At 37.3% G+C, this 17533-nt stretch carries 15 protein-coding genes and 1 riboswitch; of the genes, 10 read left to right on the top strand and 5 right to left on the bottom strand.

Annotation, left to right across the window (positions count from 1 at the left end; genetic code table 11):
* The first annotated feature begins 92 nt into the window (after positions 1–92).
* The 4 genes from ACIQ2D_RS01410 (at position 93) to ACIQ2D_RS01395 (ending at position 3694) form a co-directional block, all read left to right on the top strand.
* Positions 93–1238: a PstS family phosphate ABC transporter substrate-binding protein gene (locus ACIQ2D_RS01410; protein WP_402858259.1), complete on the top strand. Its 1146-nt coding sequence runs from the start codon at positions 93–95 to the stop codon at positions 1236–1238.
* A 31-nt stretch (positions 1239–1269) separates the two neighbouring features.
* A riboswitch (guanidine-I (ykkC/yxkD leader) is annotated at positions 1270–1366 on the top strand.
* A gap of 315 nt (positions 1367–1681) precedes the next feature.
* A complete protein-coding gene (locus ACIQ2D_RS01405; RefSeq protein WP_402858256.1) occupies positions 1682–2023 on the top strand; it encodes a DMT family transporter in 342 nt (113 codons plus the stop codon).
* Complete coding sequence (locus tag ACIQ2D_RS01400; RefSeq protein WP_402858253.1) at positions 2023–2337, top strand: DMT family transporter; 315 nt, start codon at positions 2023–2025, stop codon at positions 2335–2337. Before ACIQ2D_RS01405 ends, ACIQ2D_RS01400 begins: the two co-directional genes overlap by 1 nt.
* A gap of 292 nt (positions 2338–2629) precedes the next feature.
* Positions 2630–3694 carry a branched-chain amino acid aminotransferase gene (locus ACIQ2D_RS01395; RefSeq protein ID WP_402858250.1) on the top strand — a complete coding sequence of 355 codons (1065 nt, stop codon included), beginning with the start codon at positions 2630–2632 and terminating at the stop codon, positions 3692–3694.
* Positions 3695–4069: 375 nt separating this feature from the next.
* Here ACIQ2D_RS01395 and ACIQ2D_RS01390 read toward each other — a convergent pair whose 3' ends face one another.
* Together ACIQ2D_RS01390 and ACIQ2D_RS01385 are read right to left on the bottom strand one after the other, a co-directional pair.
* Positions 4070–5230 carry a sensor histidine kinase gene (locus ACIQ2D_RS01390; RefSeq protein ID WP_402858247.1) on the bottom strand — a complete coding sequence of 387 codons (1161 nt, stop codon included), beginning with the start codon at positions 5228–5230 and terminating at the stop codon, positions 4070–4072.
* On the bottom strand, positions 5217–5906 hold the full coding sequence (locus ACIQ2D_RS01385; protein ID WP_402858244.1) for a response regulator transcription factor: 690 nt from the start codon (positions 5904–5906) through the stop codon (positions 5217–5219). Before ACIQ2D_RS01385 ends, ACIQ2D_RS01390 begins: the two co-directional genes overlap by 14 nt.
* 143 nt (positions 5907–6049) lie before the next feature.
* On the opposite strand from ACIQ2D_RS01385, the gene ACIQ2D_RS01380 reads away from it, so the two are divergent.
* The 6 genes from ACIQ2D_RS01380 (at position 6050) to ACIQ2D_RS01355 (ending at position 14026) form a co-directional block, all read left to right on the top strand.
* Complete coding sequence (locus tag ACIQ2D_RS01380; RefSeq protein WP_402858241.1) at positions 6050–7426, top strand: ABC transporter permease; 1377 nt, start codon at positions 6050–6052, stop codon at positions 7424–7426.
* Positions 7427–7439: 13 nt separating this feature from the next.
* The gene (locus tag ACIQ2D_RS01375) at positions 7440–8111 is read left to right on the top strand and encodes an ABC transporter ATP-binding protein (RefSeq protein ID WP_402858238.1); all 672 of its coding nucleotides are present in this window, start codon (positions 7440–7442) and stop codon (positions 8109–8111) included.
* Between the two features lie 22 nt (positions 8112–8133).
* Positions 8134–10077 carry an ATP-binding cassette domain-containing protein gene (locus ACIQ2D_RS01370; protein ID WP_402858235.1) on the top strand — a complete coding sequence of 648 codons (1944 nt, stop codon included), beginning with the start codon at positions 8134–8136 and terminating at the stop codon, positions 10075–10077.
* Positions 10077–11873, top strand: coding sequence for an ABC transporter ATP-binding protein/permease (locus ACIQ2D_RS01365; protein WP_402858232.1), 1797 nt, complete (start codon positions 10077–10079; stop codon positions 11871–11873). Before ACIQ2D_RS01370 ends, ACIQ2D_RS01365 begins: the two co-directional genes overlap by 1 nt.
* A gap of 433 nt (positions 11874–12306) precedes the next feature.
* Positions 12307–13341 (top strand): ABC transporter permease, encoded by a 1035-nt coding sequence (locus tag ACIQ2D_RS01360; RefSeq protein WP_402858229.1) that lies wholly within the window; start codon positions 12307–12309, stop codon positions 13339–13341.
* A 1-nt stretch (position 13342) separates the two neighbouring features.
* Positions 13343–14026, top strand: a complete 684-nt coding sequence (locus ACIQ2D_RS01355; RefSeq protein WP_402858226.1) for an ABC transporter ATP-binding protein — start codon at positions 13343–13345, stop codon at positions 14024–14026.
* A gap of 480 nt (positions 14027–14506) precedes the next feature.
* Here the strand turns inward: ACIQ2D_RS01355 and ACIQ2D_RS01350 are convergent, their stop codons facing one another.
* The 3 genes from ACIQ2D_RS01350 to ACIQ2D_RS01340 all read right to left on the bottom strand — a co-directional run bounded on the left by ACIQ2D_RS01350 (position 14507) and on the right by ACIQ2D_RS01340 (position 17499).
* The gene (locus ACIQ2D_RS01350) at positions 14507–15382 is read right to left on the bottom strand and encodes a glycine betaine ABC transporter substrate-binding protein (RefSeq protein WP_402858224.1); all 876 of its coding nucleotides are present in this window, start codon (positions 15380–15382) and stop codon (positions 14507–14509) included.
* Between the two features lie 70 nt (positions 15383–15452).
* A complete protein-coding gene (locus ACIQ2D_RS01345; protein WP_402858222.1) occupies positions 15453–16307 on the bottom strand; it encodes an ABC transporter permease in 855 nt (284 codons plus the stop codon).
* Positions 16300–17499, bottom strand: a complete 1200-nt coding sequence (locus ACIQ2D_RS01340) for a quaternary amine ABC transporter ATP-binding protein (protein WP_402858220.1) — start codon at positions 17497–17499, stop codon at positions 16300–16302. Before ACIQ2D_RS01340 ends, ACIQ2D_RS01345 begins: the two co-directional genes overlap by 8 nt.
* Between the last annotated feature and the right edge of the window lie 34 nt (positions 17500–17533).

Raw genomic sequence — 17533 nt, 5'->3', positions numbered from 1 at the left:
ATTTTCAGAAAATGTTGTTGCTATTTGCTTAGGAGTGGTTTATTATGAAATAAATAGTGTAAAATTACACCTTTGTATAAGGGGGAAGAGCTATGAAAATTATTCAATCGATTTTTGTGTTTATGGGTCTGCTATTTTTAACAGGTATTATAGGATTTTTTGTTTTGCTAAGTGGTGGGATGCACTACATTAGTCTCCTTGTTGTCGTACCAATTTGCTTATTTTTATTATACGTGGGTCATTCATTTGGTTGGCTAACGACTAGGAAGCGGAAAGGATGGTTTGCAGGGATAGTTGGTACAGCGCTCATTTTTGCTTCGATTGCACCGATTCAGTACCATTATAAAATGAGTATACCAACTGTTGATGCAGAGGTAGCAATCTATGAATATGAGCCGTTTGCTGTTGATAATAAAGTAATAACACCTGATACAGAAGTGTCCTTGAAAATGACTGAACCGTTGCCACGCTTGGACGGAGCAACAGCCATGTATCCATTGTACTCGGCGTTTGTACAAGCGACCTATCCTAAAAAAACATATTTTCCATATGATAGCGAAGTCATGGTGAACAAAACACCAGAAGCTTACTATAATTTAATTGGTGGAAAGGCAGATCTAATTTTTGCAGCAGCTCCGTCTCATTCCCAGGAAAAAAGTGCAGAGATCAAGGGGCTGACGTTGGATATGACACCAATTGGACGCGAAGCATTTGTATTTTTCGTGCACCATAAAAATAGCGTGGATAATTTAACACTTGAGCAGGTGAAGCAAATTTACGCGGGCAAGATTACGAATTGGCGCGAAGTTGGTGGCGATAATGATGCGATTCGTGCATTCCAGCGACCGGCTGATAGTGGTAGTCAGTCAACGTTAGAGAAAATTATGAGCGATACCCCGATTATGGAGGCACCTGCAGAGGATATAGCAACAGGCATGGGCGGTATTATTCATGAAGTATCGCAGTATCGTAATTATAAAAATGCGATTGGCTATACATTCCGATATTATTCGACCGAAATGGTGGGCAATGAGGAAATCAAATTGCTGTCCATAGACGGTGTAGCACCGACAAAAGAAAATATCCGCAATGGTACATATCCACTAACATCGGAATTTTATGCAGTTACAGCTGGAACAGAAAATCCGAACGTGCAAGCATTCATCGATTGGATCGTTTCACCCGAAGGACAGGCTTTAGTTGAAAAAGTCGGATATGTACCGGTGGAAAATAACTGAGTTGTTTGCTATACTAAAATGACAATTAGATATGCAAGTTTTCTAGGGTTCCGTAGCTATTGCTAGTCTGGACCGAGAGAAAACCACAAACTTGTTTTGTGACACGGAAGGATAAAAGCCTGGGAGATACTGTTTTTACAGTGTTTCGGCAGGCTTTTTTTGTTTGCCTGTGTGGAACAGAGGTCCGATTTACCGGGGGTGATCGGTTGTGAGGAAAAGTGGTCCGTTGTGCTGAGGAAAGCTCCGTTGTTGTGAGAAGTGATCCGTTGTGCTAAGGTATGCTCCGTTGGTGAGAGAAGTGATCCGTTATGCTGAGGAATGCTCTGTTGATGTGAGAAGTGATCCGTTATGCGAAGGAATGCTCCGAAGGCTGTGAGAAGTAATACACACTAGCAAGATGGAAATCCGAAATTGTAAAAGCGTAATATTAGGAGGAGATTTAGATGAATAAACAATGGTTAAGTATTTTTGTTGCTGCATTTTTTGAGGTTGGCTGGGTAATTGGTTTGAAACATGCTAATAGTGTGCTGGAATGGCTTGGCACAGTAATTGCAATTATTATTAGCTTTTATTTATTAATTAAAGCTGGTGAAAGTTTACCTGTTGGGACTGTGTATGCAGTGTTCGTTGGTTTAGGGACAGCTGGGACGGTATTGGCTGATAGTCTATTATTTGGAGAGCCTTGGAAGTTGGCGAAAATTGCAAGTATCGCCGTTTTATTAGCGGGTGTTATTGGGTTGAAACTTCTCACTGGTGAACCAGTAGATAAAGAGGTGAAAGAATAATGGCATGGATTGCTTTAGTTGTTGCGGGTCTTTGTGAAATGATGGGTGTTTTTATGATTAGTAAATATAATGACAAGAAAAATGCACAAAATTTAGTGCTATTGATTGTAGCATTTGCCTCGAGCTTTGCAGGATTAGCCTACGCAATGTTAACTTTACCAATGGGCACAGCGTATGCTATTTGGACAGGAATCGGAGCTGCTGGTGGTGCATTACTTGGTATGCTATTTTTCAATGAATCGAAGGACTGGCGCCGAGTAGTTTGCATCGTACTTGTACTTGGGTCGGCAGTTTGTTTAAAACTAATATCGTGATGAATAAGGTGTAATTTAAAAAATGGAGCAGTAGATTGTTTTAATAACAGTCTGCTGCTATTGGTTTTTAAACGATAAGAAAAGCTAACTAAAATGTTTTAGTAGCTTTTCTTTTTATATAATAATATGATACTTTAATAGAACGAATTATTTGTTAATTCTGATTAAAACAAAATGGAAGGAATAAGTTTGGTAGATATAGTAAATGTACATAAAGGGTCCCTTATGAATCCAAATTAGACAATCTGTAGATAGAAGCATAATAAAATATTATAAAACGGAGGATACAACGATGTTAGACATAAAAAAAGAGTTAACAACGAACCCAAAAGAAAAACCAGCAGTAGATGAACTAGGTTTTGGACAATTTTTTACAGATCATATGTTTATGGTCGACTACACAGAAGGAAAGGGGTGGCATGATCCACGTATTATTCCGTATCAGCCATTATCTTTAGATCCTTCGGCAATGGTTTTCCACTATAGTCAAACTGTATTTGAAGGTTTAAAAGCATATGTAACAGTGGATAACGAGGTACTATTATTCCGTCCTGACCGTAATTTCAAGCGTTTAAATAACTCAAATGAGCGAATCGTCATTCCTGCGATTGATGAAGAGCTTGCATTAGAAGCGTTAAAGCAATTAGTGACAGTGGATCGTGAGTGGATTCCGAATACACCAGGGACATCGCTCTATATCCGTCCATTTATTATTGCAACGGACCAAAGCTTAGGTGTGCATCCTTCGAAGACTTATAAGTTTATCATCATTATGTCTCCTTCTGGTTCTTACTATAAAGAAGGAATTAATCCAGTGAAAATTATGGTGGAACAACAATATGTCAGAGCAGTTGCAGGTGGTACAGGAGAAGCTAAAACGGGTGGTAACTATGCGAGTAGTTTAAAAAGTCAAGAAATTGCGCATCAGGAAGGCTATTCTCAAACTTTATGGTTAGACGGGAAAGAAAATCGTTATATAGAAGAGGTAGGTAGCATGAATATCTTCTTCAAAATTAACGGAACAGTTATAACACCAGCGTTGAATGGTAGTATCTTACCTGGTATTACACGTGATTCAATGCTTCAAGTATTAAAAATGAAAAATATTCCAGTACAGGAGCGTCGAATTTCAATCGATGAAGTGGTAGAAGCATATCATAACGGAACATTAGAAGAGGCATTTGGTACGGGAACGGCAGCGGTAATTTCACCTGTTGGGGAATTAAAATGGCGAGATGAAAAAATAATCATTAATAACGGCGAGATTGGTGAAATTTCGCAAATGCTATATGATACATTAACAGGTATTCAAAATGGTACTCTTGAAGATTTATTTGGGTGGACTATTAAACTATAACAGAAGAAATAGGAGGAGCGTTTCGGAAATAATAGAAACGCTCCTATTAAAGCATGCAAACATGGGGCTGTTCTAAAAGTAAAAATAGTATGCCGAGAGTATTTTAATATGATGTTTTCTTTGATATACAGGTAAAAATCCACGTAGACTCCTGCGGGAACAGCACAAGACGTAAGACGCAACAAACCGCGCGGAGCGAGGGTTGCGACTTACGCTGTGCCCGCGGAAAGCGAAGTGAATTTTTACCATATAGAAAGCGGTTGTTGTGCTTAAAGGGACTTATTGGACATCCCCATGTTTATTTAAATATATGAGAGCGATTAATAGTACTCAAATAATAAATGAAAGAATGGCTTAGTCAAGTACATGTTTTAGTCACGCCCCGCTATTTAAGATGACATGAAAGCAAGTTCCGTTACTTTCATTGTCGGAAACGGTAATCGTACCGTTATGCTTTTTGATAATGCTGTCAACAGTGGAAAGACCTAAGCCTGTACCGCCCAGTTGACGGGAGCGTGATTTGTCCACACGATAAAAAGGTTCGAATATTTTCTTTTTGTATTCGTCTGCAATACCGATGCCTGTATCTATAATTTTGATTGAAACCTGTTCCTTATTTAATCTGTTTACAAGTACTTCAACTTTGCCACCTTCAATATTGTACTTAATGCCGTTTTCCACAAGGTTGTAAAAAGCACGATACAATAGGTCGGTGTTTCCAAAAACAACGCTACTATCACAATCTAAGGTCATGGTCACATTCTTGTCTTTAGTGATATGTGAAAGCTCGGAAATAATATCCTCAAAAATATCCTTTACGAAAAAGCTGCTTTGCTCAACACTATCGTCCATATTCGTCATATCTAAAAGGCTAGCGACGAGTCCTCTCAAGCGTTTTGTCTGCTTTTCAATAACGTTAATAAGCGCATCATATTCCTCGGTTGTATGTATTTTTTTCTTTTTAAATACATCAACTTTTGTTTGTAACACAGCAAGAGGTGTTCTAAGCTCGTGGGCGGCACTTGCAGAAAATCGTCGTTGCATCATAAAAGAATCATTCAATTTATCCGTCATTTCATTAAATGTACCAGTAAGCTCTGCAATTTCATCTTTTGTAGGTGGCACGGATAATGTTTCAGATAAATTATGCACATTTATGTTTTTTACTTGATCATTTAGCGTATCAAGAGGCTTTAATGCCTTTCCCGAAAGATAGTAGGTTAAAAACCCTCCGCTAATAATAACTAAAAACATATAAATAATACTTTCAATTCTAAAATCTATTTTTGCTTTATGAGAAGCCTCTGATGAAACGGGAGGGGCCATGCCGCTCGATGCTGCTGGAGTGCTTTCCTCCATCCATCTTTCTTCGCCGACCTCTTGTGCTGGTATTATAACAGTCGCATCAATCCTTGTAGCCATTCTATTAGCAGAAAAATTTAGTATTAAGGTAAGTCCTACACAACAGACAGTTAAAAGAGCAACAGTCATAACAGTAAGGCGTAATCGAATTGGCATATTTTTAAGCATTTTCATTACCACTCTTTTCTGATAAAAAGTAACCTTCCCCAATTTTCGTTCCAATAGGGTCATAGTTTAAAACTGCTTTTAGCTTCTTTCGGAGAGTTGCAATATGAACCCGAATAGCACCACTAAAGCTATCTGCATGCTGATCCCAAACATGTTCAATTAGTTCTTCTTGGCTAACAACTCTGTCTTTGTGAAGTAAAAGATATTCTAACAATGCAAATTCTTTTTTTGTAAGTGCAATTTCATTGTCGTTAACAACTGCAATACGTTTTGATAAATCCACCTTAATTTCATCGAATGAAAGCATACTACTTTCTTGTACAAACTTTCGCCTTAACAAATTTCGTATTCTTGCCTCTAACTCGGCAAAATCAAATGGCTTCGCCAAATAATCATTTGCTCCTATATCTAAGCCCATCACTTTGTCATGAACACTACTTCTTGCACTGAGAATAAGTACCTTTAATTCAGGCTTTTCACCTCGTATCTTTTCTAAAACCTCTAGCCCATCCATTTTCGGAAGGTTTAAGTCAAGTACAACCAAATCGTAATTTACTTCATATAAAAGCTCGTAAGCAACTTCGCCGTTGTCACAAGTATCAACTGCATAACCATCTATTCTAAGCCCATCTGCAATCGCTTCCTGCAAATCAAGCTCGTCTTCTACAACCAGTATTCTCATTTCAGAATCACCTCTTTATCTATTGTACTGTAAGTATGCGTTAAATCTCTGTTAAGCATTTAATTCAATACAAAGAAATTTACTTAACAGAGGTTTAACATCGTTTTTTATACAATAGTGACACAAGTTAAGGAGGAACAAAAATGTATATTCTTAAAAACGCAATTAAAAACATAAAAAGAAACAAAGGAAGAAACATTTTAGTTGGTATTGTATCAGTCATTATCGCTATCACTTGTGTCATTTCATTGGTCATTAACAGTGCTACAAGTAGTATCATAACCGATTATAAAAATCAATTTGGTAGTGAAATAAATGTCGAGCTTGATTTTGCAAAACTTTATGAAGATGGAATGACAACCGATTTTCCCGAAGTAACCATTGATCAGCTTAAAAATTACGCAGATTCCGAATATGTAAAAGACTACTACTTTTATTTAGAAGCTCCTGCAGTATCAAAAATCAATGCGATAAATCAACAGGAGGATATAGCACTGCAAGGTACCGTAAGTGCTGAAGGTGGTGGTCCTGATATTGGCCCTCCAAATTTAAAAGTAATTGGAAGCTCGTCTTATGAGTTGTTTGAAGAATTCAAAAAAGGCGAACGCAAAATAATAGACGGAAAAATATTTGAAAAAGAAGATGAAATTGTTATCAGTGAAAATTTGGCACAGCAAAATGGCTTAAAAGTGGGCGATGCCATTACCGTTCGTTCTATGGCGGATGCGAATAAAGACGTTAGCCTTACGATAACAGGTATTTATAAAGATCTAACAAAGGACAATATGGGCGACTATGCTTACAAAGATCCTTATATGACAAGAGAAAATGAAGTTTTAACTACTTACGAAACAGCTACAGAGCTTGTAGGAAAAGAAGCAAGTACAATGTCACGTATTAAGTATTTCTTAAACTCTCCCGATGATTTAGATGCTTTTATTAAGGAAGCTCAAGGAAAAGGTCTTAGTGAGTACTACTCGTTGACAAATAATGCATATCTGTACAAACAGATTGCAGGGCCAGTTGAAAGTGTGCAAAAGATAAGCACGGTTTTCTTAATCGTAGTACTTATTCTAGGTGGTATTATTCTTATTCTACTTAATCTTATTGCTCTTAGAGAACGTAAATATGAAATTGGTGTTTTAAGAGCTATAGGAATGAAAAAATTCCAGGTTATTAAAACCTTATTATATGAATCAATTCTTGTAACAATGGTTGCGGTTACTATTGGACTTGGAGTAGGGAGTCTTACAGCACAGCCTATCTCAGATCAACTTCTTGCCGACCAAATTGAGCAAAGACAAGAACAATTGGAAAATATGGGTGGTAATTTAGGCGGCTCCGCTGCAGCTATGCCTAATACAGATGAAATCATTAACTCATTAAATGTTCAATTAGATGCGAGCGTTATTTTAGGGATGCTCCTTATTGGCGGATTACTTGTCATCATCTCAAGCTCAATGTCACTTGTGTATATCACGAAATATGAGCCTATAAAAATTCTGTCGGAAAGAAATTAAGGAGGAAATGAAGATGAGTGTATTAGCAGTAAATAACCTGTCTTATGTTTATGACGGAACTAAAAAGAAAGTTCTCAATAATATTAATATCGAATTTGAGTCTAAAAGAACATATGCAATCGTCGGCAAGTCGGGCTCTGGTAAAACGACACTTTTAGCTTTGCTTTCGGGGCTTGACCTTTGTAAAGATGGGGAAATTCTTTATAACGGTGAGAATATAAAAACGATTGACCGTGATAACTACCGTTCAAATAAAATCGGTGTTATTTTTCAAAGCTATAATTTGCTCACCAATGCCACAGCCATTGAAAATATTATGCTTTCAATGGACATTAGTGGCATCAAAGTAGCTAATAAAAAAGAATATGCTTATTCCTTATTGCAAAGTGTGGGTATTGATAAGGAAACTGCTGATCGAAAGGTCTTAAAGTTAAGCGGTGGTGAACAACAGCGAGTTGGTATTGCAAGAGCTTTATCTCACAATCCTGACATCATTATTGCAGACGAGCCAACGGGAAACTTAGATACCGAAACCGAAGAAAGTATTATGAAAATACTTACTAGACTTTCCCAAGAGGAAAATAAATGTGTAATCATTGTCACACACTCTAAAAAGGTTGCAAATTATGCAAATGAAATTTGGGCTATCTCAGACGGAAAAATTTCGATAGTGAAAAAAGACTAAAATAGGAGGTAGGAGAAAACAAATGTTTGAACTTAAGAATATATCTAAACAATATAACGGCGAATTCGCTTTGAATAATATTTCCTTCACAATGGGGAAAGGAATGAATTTTATAGTTGGTGCTTCGGGTAGTGGTAAAACGACTCTACTAAAAATCATCAGCGGTATGGAACAAGATTTTGATGGCGAGGTTACCTATTGCGGAAAGAATATTAAAAAATTAACCTCTAATGAAAAAAGCTATTTTTACAACAATACCTTTGGATTTGTTTGGCAGGATTTTAATTTGCTCGAAGATTTATCGGTTTTAGACAACGTGTTGTTACCACAGTATTTAAAAAATAAACAAAATCATAAGAACGCGGAAAAGGTTTTAAAAGAACTCAAAATATTTGACCTTGCACAGCGAAAAGTGAACTCTCTTTCGGGCGGTCAAAAACAGCGTGTTGCCATCGCAAGAGAGCTCATGAAAAACCCACAGGTTATTATCGCTGACGAGCCAACAAGTGCATTAGATGAAAAAAACTCAGAAACAACAATGGATATTCTGAAAGCTATTTCTAAAAACAGGACAGTTATCGTTGTAACCCACGATGTCAACTTAATTGACAGTAACTCAAACGTTATAGATTTAGATGAGGGGGAATTTGTTGCATTACCACAAAAAAATGCAACGAAAACAGAAAACCTCACATATGGTGAAAGTCATCGTTTATCGCTTAAAAGCGCTTTTGCAATGACCAAATCGAATGTTAAAAGTAAAATTGGCCGATTTTTAGTATCCGCCCTTTCTCTAATGATTGCAGGTATTCTTTTGCTCACAACTACAAGTGGGACAATCGAGAGCAGTAGTCAAGGTGATTTTGACAAACTAATTGATACTTATGGCGAAGGACTAAAAGATATTAGTATAGTTGGCAGCTTTATCAGTGCAGGAGGTACAGGCGATAATCAGGAAGAAGAACCGAACGCTGATGTAACACAGGATATTGGTGGCTTATATGATCAATATGTAGGTGATGAGCGCGTTGATTTTACTGCTTTTATACAAGCATTTGATAATATAAAAGTAACTGTTAGCGGGAAAGAATATCAAATACAAGGAACAGGTACTGTTCCGTCAATCAATAAGTTGGTAGCAGGAAAAATGCCGATAGGTAAAGACAATGAGATTGTTGTTCCAGAAAGTTTTGTTAAAACATTGGGCATATCAAACGAGCAAGCAATAGGCAAAGAAATTGATTTTAGCAGCGCTATTTACAATTGGGACACGGGTGAGCCTGTATTAAAAGACGCATTCATTACTGCAACAATAGTAGGTGTTGCAGATAATACTGTCTATTATGAATATGAAGGGGAAATGACAGAGTTTACCGTTGACGACTCTTTCTTCTTCAGCAAAACTGCACTTGATGATTTGAGAAGACAAGCAGGAATTGAAAATAAGGAAACGAATTTTCTTATTCGAGCAAAGACGCCAGCTGATATGATTGCCATTAAAGATGAGCTTAATGAAAAAGGCATTGTACCTCTTGGCAGGTTTGAACTTGTCGAGGACATTGTTAGATTAAATGAGCAAACAACCGAACAATCAGGCTCAGCAAGTATGTTCATAGGAATTTTGGCTGTCGTTATGGTTATGGCTATTTCCCTGATCACAGGTTTTATGAGAAAAAGAGAATTTGCAATTTACAAAGTCAGCGGCTTTAATAATGCTCATTTTAGTCTGCTTAACTTGACGGAAAAGCTAACAGAAATCATGGCAGCAATTCTGTTAATGCTTGTTACATCACCCCTTATCAATATAGTTACTAAAGACTTGTTCAGCGCAAGTATTTTAAATTCTAAGATGTTGATTTTGGGCGTGCTATTCATTGCTTTAGTAGGTGTTGCGGCTTACGTCACAACGGCTATTGCCTTCATAATGACCAAGATAACAACAGCTTTAAAGACAGGTGACCGATAGTGATACAGATAAATAACCTTACAAAACGCTATGATCATTCACTTATTTTGGATGATACAAGTTTTCACTTTCCAAGCCAAGGACTTGTTTGCCTTCTAGGTGCATCGGGTTCCGGTAAAAGTACTTTGCTTAATATGGTTGCAGGTTTCGACAGTGAATACAGTGGTGATATTACGGTTTGTGGTACTTCTATCAGCAAGATGCATGCCGATGAATTGTGTGCGTATCGCAGAGAAAATATCGGGTTTATTTTTCAAAACTATCATCTTTTAAGTGGATATACCGTTCTTGAAAACATCTTGCTTGCTTGTGAGCTAAATACTGCAAGTGAAGAAGAAAATAGAGAAAATGCCAAAGAGCTGCTAACTAAACTAGGATTATCACAAAAGACTGATGAAAAAATCGAAAATCTTTCGGGCGGTCAAAAGCAACGAGTTGCTATTGCAAGGGCGTTGATTAGTAATCCTCGTATTATTTTGGCGGATGAGCCGACAGGAGCATTAGACCGTAAGAACTCTAATGAAATTATGGAGCTTTTAAAAGAAATTTCAAAAGACCGTTTGGTGATTGTGATTACGCATGACCAAAAGATTTGTAGCTTTGCAGATGAAGTCGTTCATATTGAGAAAGGAAAGATTGTTGCAAAAGATACCGAGACCCATACAGAAATTGCTAGTGATTATAAGCTCAGTTTAAATAACGCGATCAAAATATCTGCGTTCAAGCGAGGGCTTAAGAACTTCAAAGTAAATATTACACGCTATATGGCTGTCAGTTTGGCAATTTCCATCGGTATTCTTGTATTTATGTTGTCTTTATCTTCTGGGAATATAATGGACAAGAATATTTCGGATTTTCAAGATAAAAACACTGCCTTTAACAACGGTTATATTAAAGATGAGGATGATGGAACAGTTATTGAAGTGTTGAAATCCGATAAGCGTATCGAACATGTGTATTATCAATACAAAATAACGGATGTTACTTTAAAGATGGGCGATAAAACTGAAGCTTTAGCAGAAAAATACCCAATGGCAAAGGCTACTGAAAATATGTCATATGGTGCTATGCCTAAAACAGGTGAAAAGGAAATAGCACTTAGTCCGAGCCTCGCTAAAAAATTTGAAAATGATATTAGTAGTTTAATTGGTAAAGAAGTTACCTTGAATTTTGGAGATACAGAATACACGCTTACGATTAGCGGCATCTTTAACGTAGGCTACGACGATTTCTTTGTAAGCTCCGATATTGAACAGGAATTTTATCAAAATGTGAAAAACGAAAAAAACTACTCAATTAGTTATGATGTAAAGAACTTTGAAGATATTGTGCCAGTCAGTCAAATGCTAGCTGACAAAAAAATCGACAGTAAAACTGCGGCCAAAGAAGTAGAAGTTTTGCAAAATACATTTAACAATCTTAGCCGTTTATTCTTAATCGTTTCTATTTTAATTTTAGCAATTGGTTTGTTTATCAGTACCGTATTACTGATAAAACTACAAAATTCAAGATACAAGGAAATAGGGTTGCTGTCCGCTTTAGGCTATACTAAAGGAACAATACGGAAAATGGTTGTCAGCGAAAATTTACTTTTAGCAACAATGTCAGCTATTTCTCAAGCTGTCCTTATTGGCTGTACGTATTTAGTCGGAATGATTTTCAATGTAGAAATGATTATCACCCCAGTACAAATCTTGCTATCAATACTTTCCACAGGTGTTGCTGTAATTGTAATTAGCATAATAGCCAGCCACAAGTTAATTTCTACAGAACCTGCTGTCGCGTTGAGAAAGTAATACATCTAATTACTTAGTGTCCACGAATTTTTTTCGTGGGCACTATTTGCATTTTTCTTATTTAATTTAAATTACGGATCATCACCATAATATGTGCTTGCTTTAGAGTAAACATTGCTATTAAGTAAGCACATGGAACGAAAGGCGGCGACTCCTAGGGGATTTGCGAGCAGCTTGAGACCCTGCAGGAGCGAAGCGACGAAGCGGCTCAAGGCTCGCCCCCTGGAAAGCGCCCGCCTGTAGTGGAATGTGCTGTCAAGTACTGATTTTAGTGTAAATCCAAAATTACTTGTCAAAATTTAAAACAAATAGTTTTCTTTCAAATCGAAATTTTATAATTGTTACAATGCTGTTTCAAATGTAATGATTAGTTCATCTTCAGTTCATGTAGGCGAAGTATGCTTAGCTTATTAAAAGATTGGAGGAGTTAGTTATGAACCTTGCCTTGAAAGAAATTAAGAAAAATAAAGTAAGATTTTTAATATTAGGTTCAATTGTGTTTCTCGTTAGTTTACTAACTTTTATCATTTCTGGTTTGGCGAATGGATTATCACAAGACAATGCCGCCCTTATTAAAGATTTACCAGATGGACAATTTTATATGAATGAAGATGCAGATGAAAAATATAATCTGTCCAAAATCGATAGCGAAATCCAAAATGACATATTGAACAAACAAAAGGATGCAGTAGCGTTTTCAATTCAAATGGGCTTCTTAAATGATGAAGCTGATAAGCAACAAAGCGTCGCTTTTGTGACATCTACTGATTCAAAGTTATTTGAAAATGTGAAACCAGGGGAAATAATATTAGACAGCTCCTTGAAGGAAGCCGGTATAAAAGTAGGCGATACTTTAACGAACAATCAATTTAGTGGAGAGTTTGTTGTAAAGGGCTTTGTGGATCAAAAGAAATACAGTCATGCGCCTGTTGCTTTTATCAACATGGTGAATTATCAAGAAATCTACCGAGTTATGGAAATGCAAATGATTTTTGTACCAGATGCGGATTCTTCACTTGAAATCGCTGGATTACAATCATTTTCGAATAAAGAATTTCTAGGTACGATTTCTAGTTATAGCGCAGAGCAGATGTCTTTAAATATGATTATTTGGTTTTTAGTAGTCATTAGTGGCATGTTGTTTGCGATCTTCTTCTACATGATGAACGTACAAAAAATAGGGTTATACGGAATTTTAAAAGCAATTGGAATAAAAACGAGTAAGTTATTCAAAATGATATGGACGCAAATGTTTGTAATTACAATAATTTCACTTGCTTTGTCTATTACACTTAGTCAGATATTTAATATGATTGCACCGGAAGGTATGCCATTTAGTTTAACTTTTGAAACAACGTTGCAATTGTCTTTAGTATTCTTAGTTATCGGATTTATCGGAGCTACACTCTCAGGACTACAAATTAAAAAGATCGAACCATTACAAGCGATACAGCAAGGAGAGGCTTAATATGACGTTATTTACAATTGATAATGTTAGAAAAACGTTTACTAATGGGGAAATAAAAGAAGAAATACTAAAAGGAATCAATCTTTCCCTTAGAGAAGGTGAGATAACAGCATTAGTGGGCGCATCAGGTTCTGGTAAAAGTACACTTCTTACAATAGCTGCGGGACTTCAACCCACAACAGAGGGTCAAGTAATATTCGAAGGAAATAATATGACTGCTATGAGTGCAGAGCAAGTGCGACAAGTGCGCGCAAGTAAATTTGGCTTTGTCTTTCAATTTGCGCACCTGGTTCCTTTCCTTACAGTAGAAGAACAACTCATGTTAATGTTAGATGTTTCTGAAACAAAATTAAAGAAACAAGAACAAACAAAAGAAGTTGATCGAATTCTAAAATTAGTAGGGATGGACCATAGAAAAAATGCTTATCCTTCTTCATTGTCAGGTGGGGAGAAACAGCGAGTTGCCATTGCTCGTGCCATCATTCATAAACCTAAAGTTCTCTTTGCAGATGAACCAACGGCAAGTTTAGATTCAAAAAGATCTAAAGATGTTATGGCGTTAATTAGAGATTTAACGAAAACACTAAACATTACTACGTTAATGGTTACACATGATGAAGAAATGCTTTCCTATGCTGATCATGTAGTTAAAATGAGCGATGGGCTAATTTTGCAAAATCCTTAAACTTAGAGATGAAATTTTGGAACAGCACAGCCTTTCGGGGAAACACTGAAAAAGTCATAAAATAAATTTTAGCCATGGTGAAGGAATAATTGATTCCACCATGGCTTTTTCTTCGATGCCGTTGATTTCCGTTCCGGCTGACGCTTTGCCGCTGACGCTTTGCCGCTGACGCTTCGCTTTCGCGCAGAGCAAGAGCTTCCTGGGGGCGAACCTTGAGCCTCCTCGTCGCTAACGCTCCTGCGGGATCTCAAGCTGTTTGCTAGTCCCCAAGGAGTCGCCGCCTGCACTCCAATCAACTAGTTTTATCGTTTTTTCGAAGTTGTTCTTTCTTTTCGATTCACACCTAACCGTTAACAATGAAAAGACTAATCCAAACTTGCCAACTGTTCTTTTTTCGGATACCCCCGGTTATGATTTTACTCATATAGAGATAAAAAACGGCCCCTTCGTTTTCACTTAACGAGGGGCCATGTTTATTGTTTATTTCTTAATATCTTTTGTCCATTCGGCAACAGTAGCTTCATTGTCTTTAATCCAATTTTCCGCTGCTTCTTTTGGATCAGTACCGTTCATAATCTCAAGCATGACTTCTTCTAAATCCTCTGAAGTCCAGTGGAAATTATCAAGGACTGAATAAACATCTGGATTATCTTCTTTTAAGCCTTTACGAACAAATGTATTAATCGTTTCTTCACCGCCGTATATACCCTTTGGATCTTCTAAGTACTTTAAATCATAAGAAGCGAATTTCCAGTGTGGTGACCAGCCAGTGATGATAATGTCTTCTTTTTTGTCGATTGCTTGTGATAGTGCTGTTGTCATCGCACCAGAAGAAGAGGTTAATAGATTCCAATCTGCTAAATTATCATATTCCTCTAATGCTTTTTCAGTAGCCGCCGTAATACCAGCACCAGGTTCAATACCTGTAATCGTATGATCTGCTTCATTTGATAAATCTTCGATAGAATTTACCTTCATATAGCTTGGTACGACTAAGCCGATTTTAGCGCCTGCAAGGTTTTCACCGAGCTCATCTAAATCATCTTTATATTTTTCATACTGAGAAGCATGTGTATGTGGTAACCAAGCAGCAACCATGCCGTCTGCCTCACCTTTTGAAAGAGCCTCCCACATGATGCCGTTATCTAGTGGTGTTAATGATACATCATATCCTAAATCTTCTAGTACTTGACCAACGACATGTGTAGAAGCAATTTCAGTATCCCACTCAACATAAGCAAGATTTACTTCTTTCGCATCGTTACCTTTACCAGAATCATCGTCACTGCTACATGCAGCAAGTAAGAATCCAAGTCCTAAAGCCATACCTAATTTTGATAATGTTTTAAATTTCATCGAATCTTCCTTTCTTATTGCAATGTCTAGGTATTCGCGCCGCATGCATACGGGCGCGAATACACTTTTCTTATTGCGTCTTCTTTTTGTTAAAGCTTTGAGTTAAGCGATCGATAATAATCGCGAAAATCACGAGTGCTAAGCCAGCAACGAAGCCGTTTCCGACCTGTGTACGTTGAAGAGCCGTTAAAACTTCACGACCGAGTCCTGGTGCACCGATCATAGATGCAATTACAACCATTGAAAGTGATAGCATGACAGTTTGGTTGATACCTGCCATGATTGTTGATTTGGCCAACGGAATTTCAACTTTGAATAGTTTTTGACTAGCGGTACTGCCGTATGAATCAGCGGCTTCAACCAATTCTTTTGGTACTTGGCGAATACCTAAATTCGTCATACGTACAGTAGGGGGCAATGCGAAAATTACAGATGCGAATACCCCTGGGACAATCCCGATACCGAAAAATGCAACGGCAGGAATTAAGTAAACGAAGCCAGGCATCGTTTGCATAAAATCGAGAAGCGGTTTTATGATGCTTTCAGCGACGCTAGATTTTGACATTAATATGCCAAGTGGAATACCTATAATAATGGAAATTACACTCGAAAATAGTACGAGAGTTGTAGTTTCCATGAGTTGTGTCCATAAGCCCTGGTTATAAATGAATAACAGGCCAAGTAGGGAGAAAATAGCGAGACCGAATTTTTTTCCGGTTGCAAAGAAAGCTAGGAGAACAACAAATAAAATTAAAATAATGGCAGGTATGCCAATTAATAAATCAGTGACCTGACTCATGAGTAGTTTCCCGGATTTTTGAATAGTGCCGAAGAACGCTGAAAAATTACTCGTCAACCAGTCCATAGCTGATTCTACCCAAGGGGCAAGTGGTAATGATGGAATATTATCTAAAAAGTTATTCATGTGATTCATTCTCCTCGCTGTATGCTGAGAGCGCTTCGATGACAACGCCTCTTATGAGTACGCCTAGTAAGCGTTCATCTTTTACGACTGCAATTGGTGTAGGTGAGTTATGAATCATCCCTAAAATATCTTGTAAGAGCATATCTGGAGGTACTGTGGAAATTTCTGATTGAACAATAGAATGAACCGTTTGTTCATGTTTTTTTGCAGCAGCAAGTGCATCATCTGCAGTAATAAAGCCTTTCAAGCGACGATTTTTATCAACAGCCATTAATAAACTAACTGCCTCTTCACGCATTCTTTTTAGCGCTACATTAGGCCCATCAAGATCCACATTGACATACACAGGTCGAACCATCGCATTTTCAGCAGTTAATACTCTTGAGCGATCTACGTCTTCTACGAATGTTCGAACATAGTCATTTGCGGGATTCGTTAATATTTCTTCACCTGTACCAATTTGAATAATCGAACCGTCTTTCATAATCGCGATTCGATCGCCAATACGAAGTGCCTCATTCAAATCATGTGTAATGAAAATGATTGTTTTTTTCATAGTTTGTTGTAAATCTAGTAGTTCATCTTGCATTTCTTTACGTATAAGAGGGTCGAGTGCAGAAAATGCCTCATCCATTAGTAAAATTTCAGGGTCGTTTGCTAGTGCTCTCGCTAAGCCGACACGTTGTTGCATACCACCAGATAATTGGTTTGGATATTGATCTTTGTATGCAAGTAATCCTGCATTTTCAAGTGCTTGCTCTGCTTTTGCTGTACGCTCTTCTTTTGAGACACCTCGGATTTCAAGACCGTATTCGGTGTTTTGAAGCAGTGTACGATGGGGGAATAAACCGAAGTTCTGGAATACCATACTCATCTTGTTGCGTCGAACTGTCTTTAAAGCATCCTTACCCATCTTAGAAATGTTTTCTCCATCGATAAGGATATTTCCATTTGTAGGTTCAATTAAGCGATTCAGAAGTCTGATAAGTGTAGATTTACCACTTCCTGATAAGCCCATAATGACGAAGATTTCTCCTTCGTTAACAGCAAAGCTAGCGTTGTAAACACCAACTGTTGCACCTGTTTCTTTTAAAATATCTGTTTTGCTTTTTTGTTGCTTGACGAGTTCTAGTGCTTGGGGGATATGTTTGCCAAAAACTTTGGAAACATGCTCCACTTTTATTTTTTCCATAGAACCGCTCCTTTCGTAGATTAATACTATTTAC

Origin of the sequence: Lysinibacillus sp. NPDC097287, assembly GCF_044761695.1 — a bacterium.
Lineage (GTDB): Bacteria > Bacillota > Bacilli > Bacillales_A > Planococcaceae > Lysinibacillus.
This window is presented reverse-complemented; position numbering and strand designations above follow the sequence as displayed.

Coding starts and splice junctions, on each gene's coding strand:
- ACIQ2D_RS01410 (WP_402858259.1), top strand. CDS start 93: ATGAAAATTATTCAATCGATTTTTGTGTTTATGGGTCTGCTATTTTTA.
- ACIQ2D_RS01405 (WP_402858256.1), top strand. CDS start 1,682: ATGAATAAACAATGGTTAAGTATTTTTGTTGCTGCATTTTTTGAGGTT.
- ACIQ2D_RS01400 (WP_402858253.1), top strand. CDS start 2,023: ATGGCATGGATTGCTTTAGTTGTTGCGGGTCTTTGTGAAATGATGGGT.
- ACIQ2D_RS01395 (WP_402858250.1), top strand. CDS start 2,630: ATGTTAGACATAAAAAAAGAGTTAACAACGAACCCAAAAGAAAAACCA.
- ACIQ2D_RS01390 (WP_402858247.1), bottom strand. CDS start 5,230: ATGAAAATGCTTAAAAATATGCCAATTCGATTACGCCTTACTGTTATG.
- ACIQ2D_RS01385 (WP_402858244.1), bottom strand. CDS start 5,906: ATGAGAATACTGGTTGTAGAAGACGAGCTTGATTTGCAGGAAGCGATT.
- ACIQ2D_RS01380 (WP_402858241.1), top strand. CDS start 6,050: ATGTATATTCTTAAAAACGCAATTAAAAACATAAAAAGAAACAAAGGA.
- ACIQ2D_RS01375 (WP_402858238.1), top strand. CDS start 7,440: ATGAGTGTATTAGCAGTAAATAACCTGTCTTATGTTTATGACGGAACT.
- ACIQ2D_RS01370 (WP_402858235.1), top strand. CDS start 8,134: ATGTTTGAACTTAAGAATATATCTAAACAATATAACGGCGAATTCGCT.
- ACIQ2D_RS01360 (WP_402858229.1), top strand. CDS start 12,307: ATGAACCTTGCCTTGAAAGAAATTAAGAAAAATAAAGTAAGATTTTTA.
- ACIQ2D_RS01355 (WP_402858226.1), top strand. CDS start 13,343: ATGACGTTATTTACAATTGATAATGTTAGAAAAACGTTTACTAATGGG.
- ACIQ2D_RS01350 (WP_402858224.1), bottom strand. CDS start 15,382: ATGAAATTTAAAACATTATCAAAATTAGGTATGGCTTTAGGACTTGGA.
- ACIQ2D_RS01345 (WP_402858222.1), bottom strand. CDS start 16,307: ATGAATAACTTTTTAGATAATATTCCATCATTACCACTTGCCCCTTGG.
- ACIQ2D_RS01340 (WP_402858220.1), bottom strand. CDS start 17,499: ATGGAAAAAATAAAAGTGGAGCATGTTTCCAAAGTTTTTGGCAAACAT.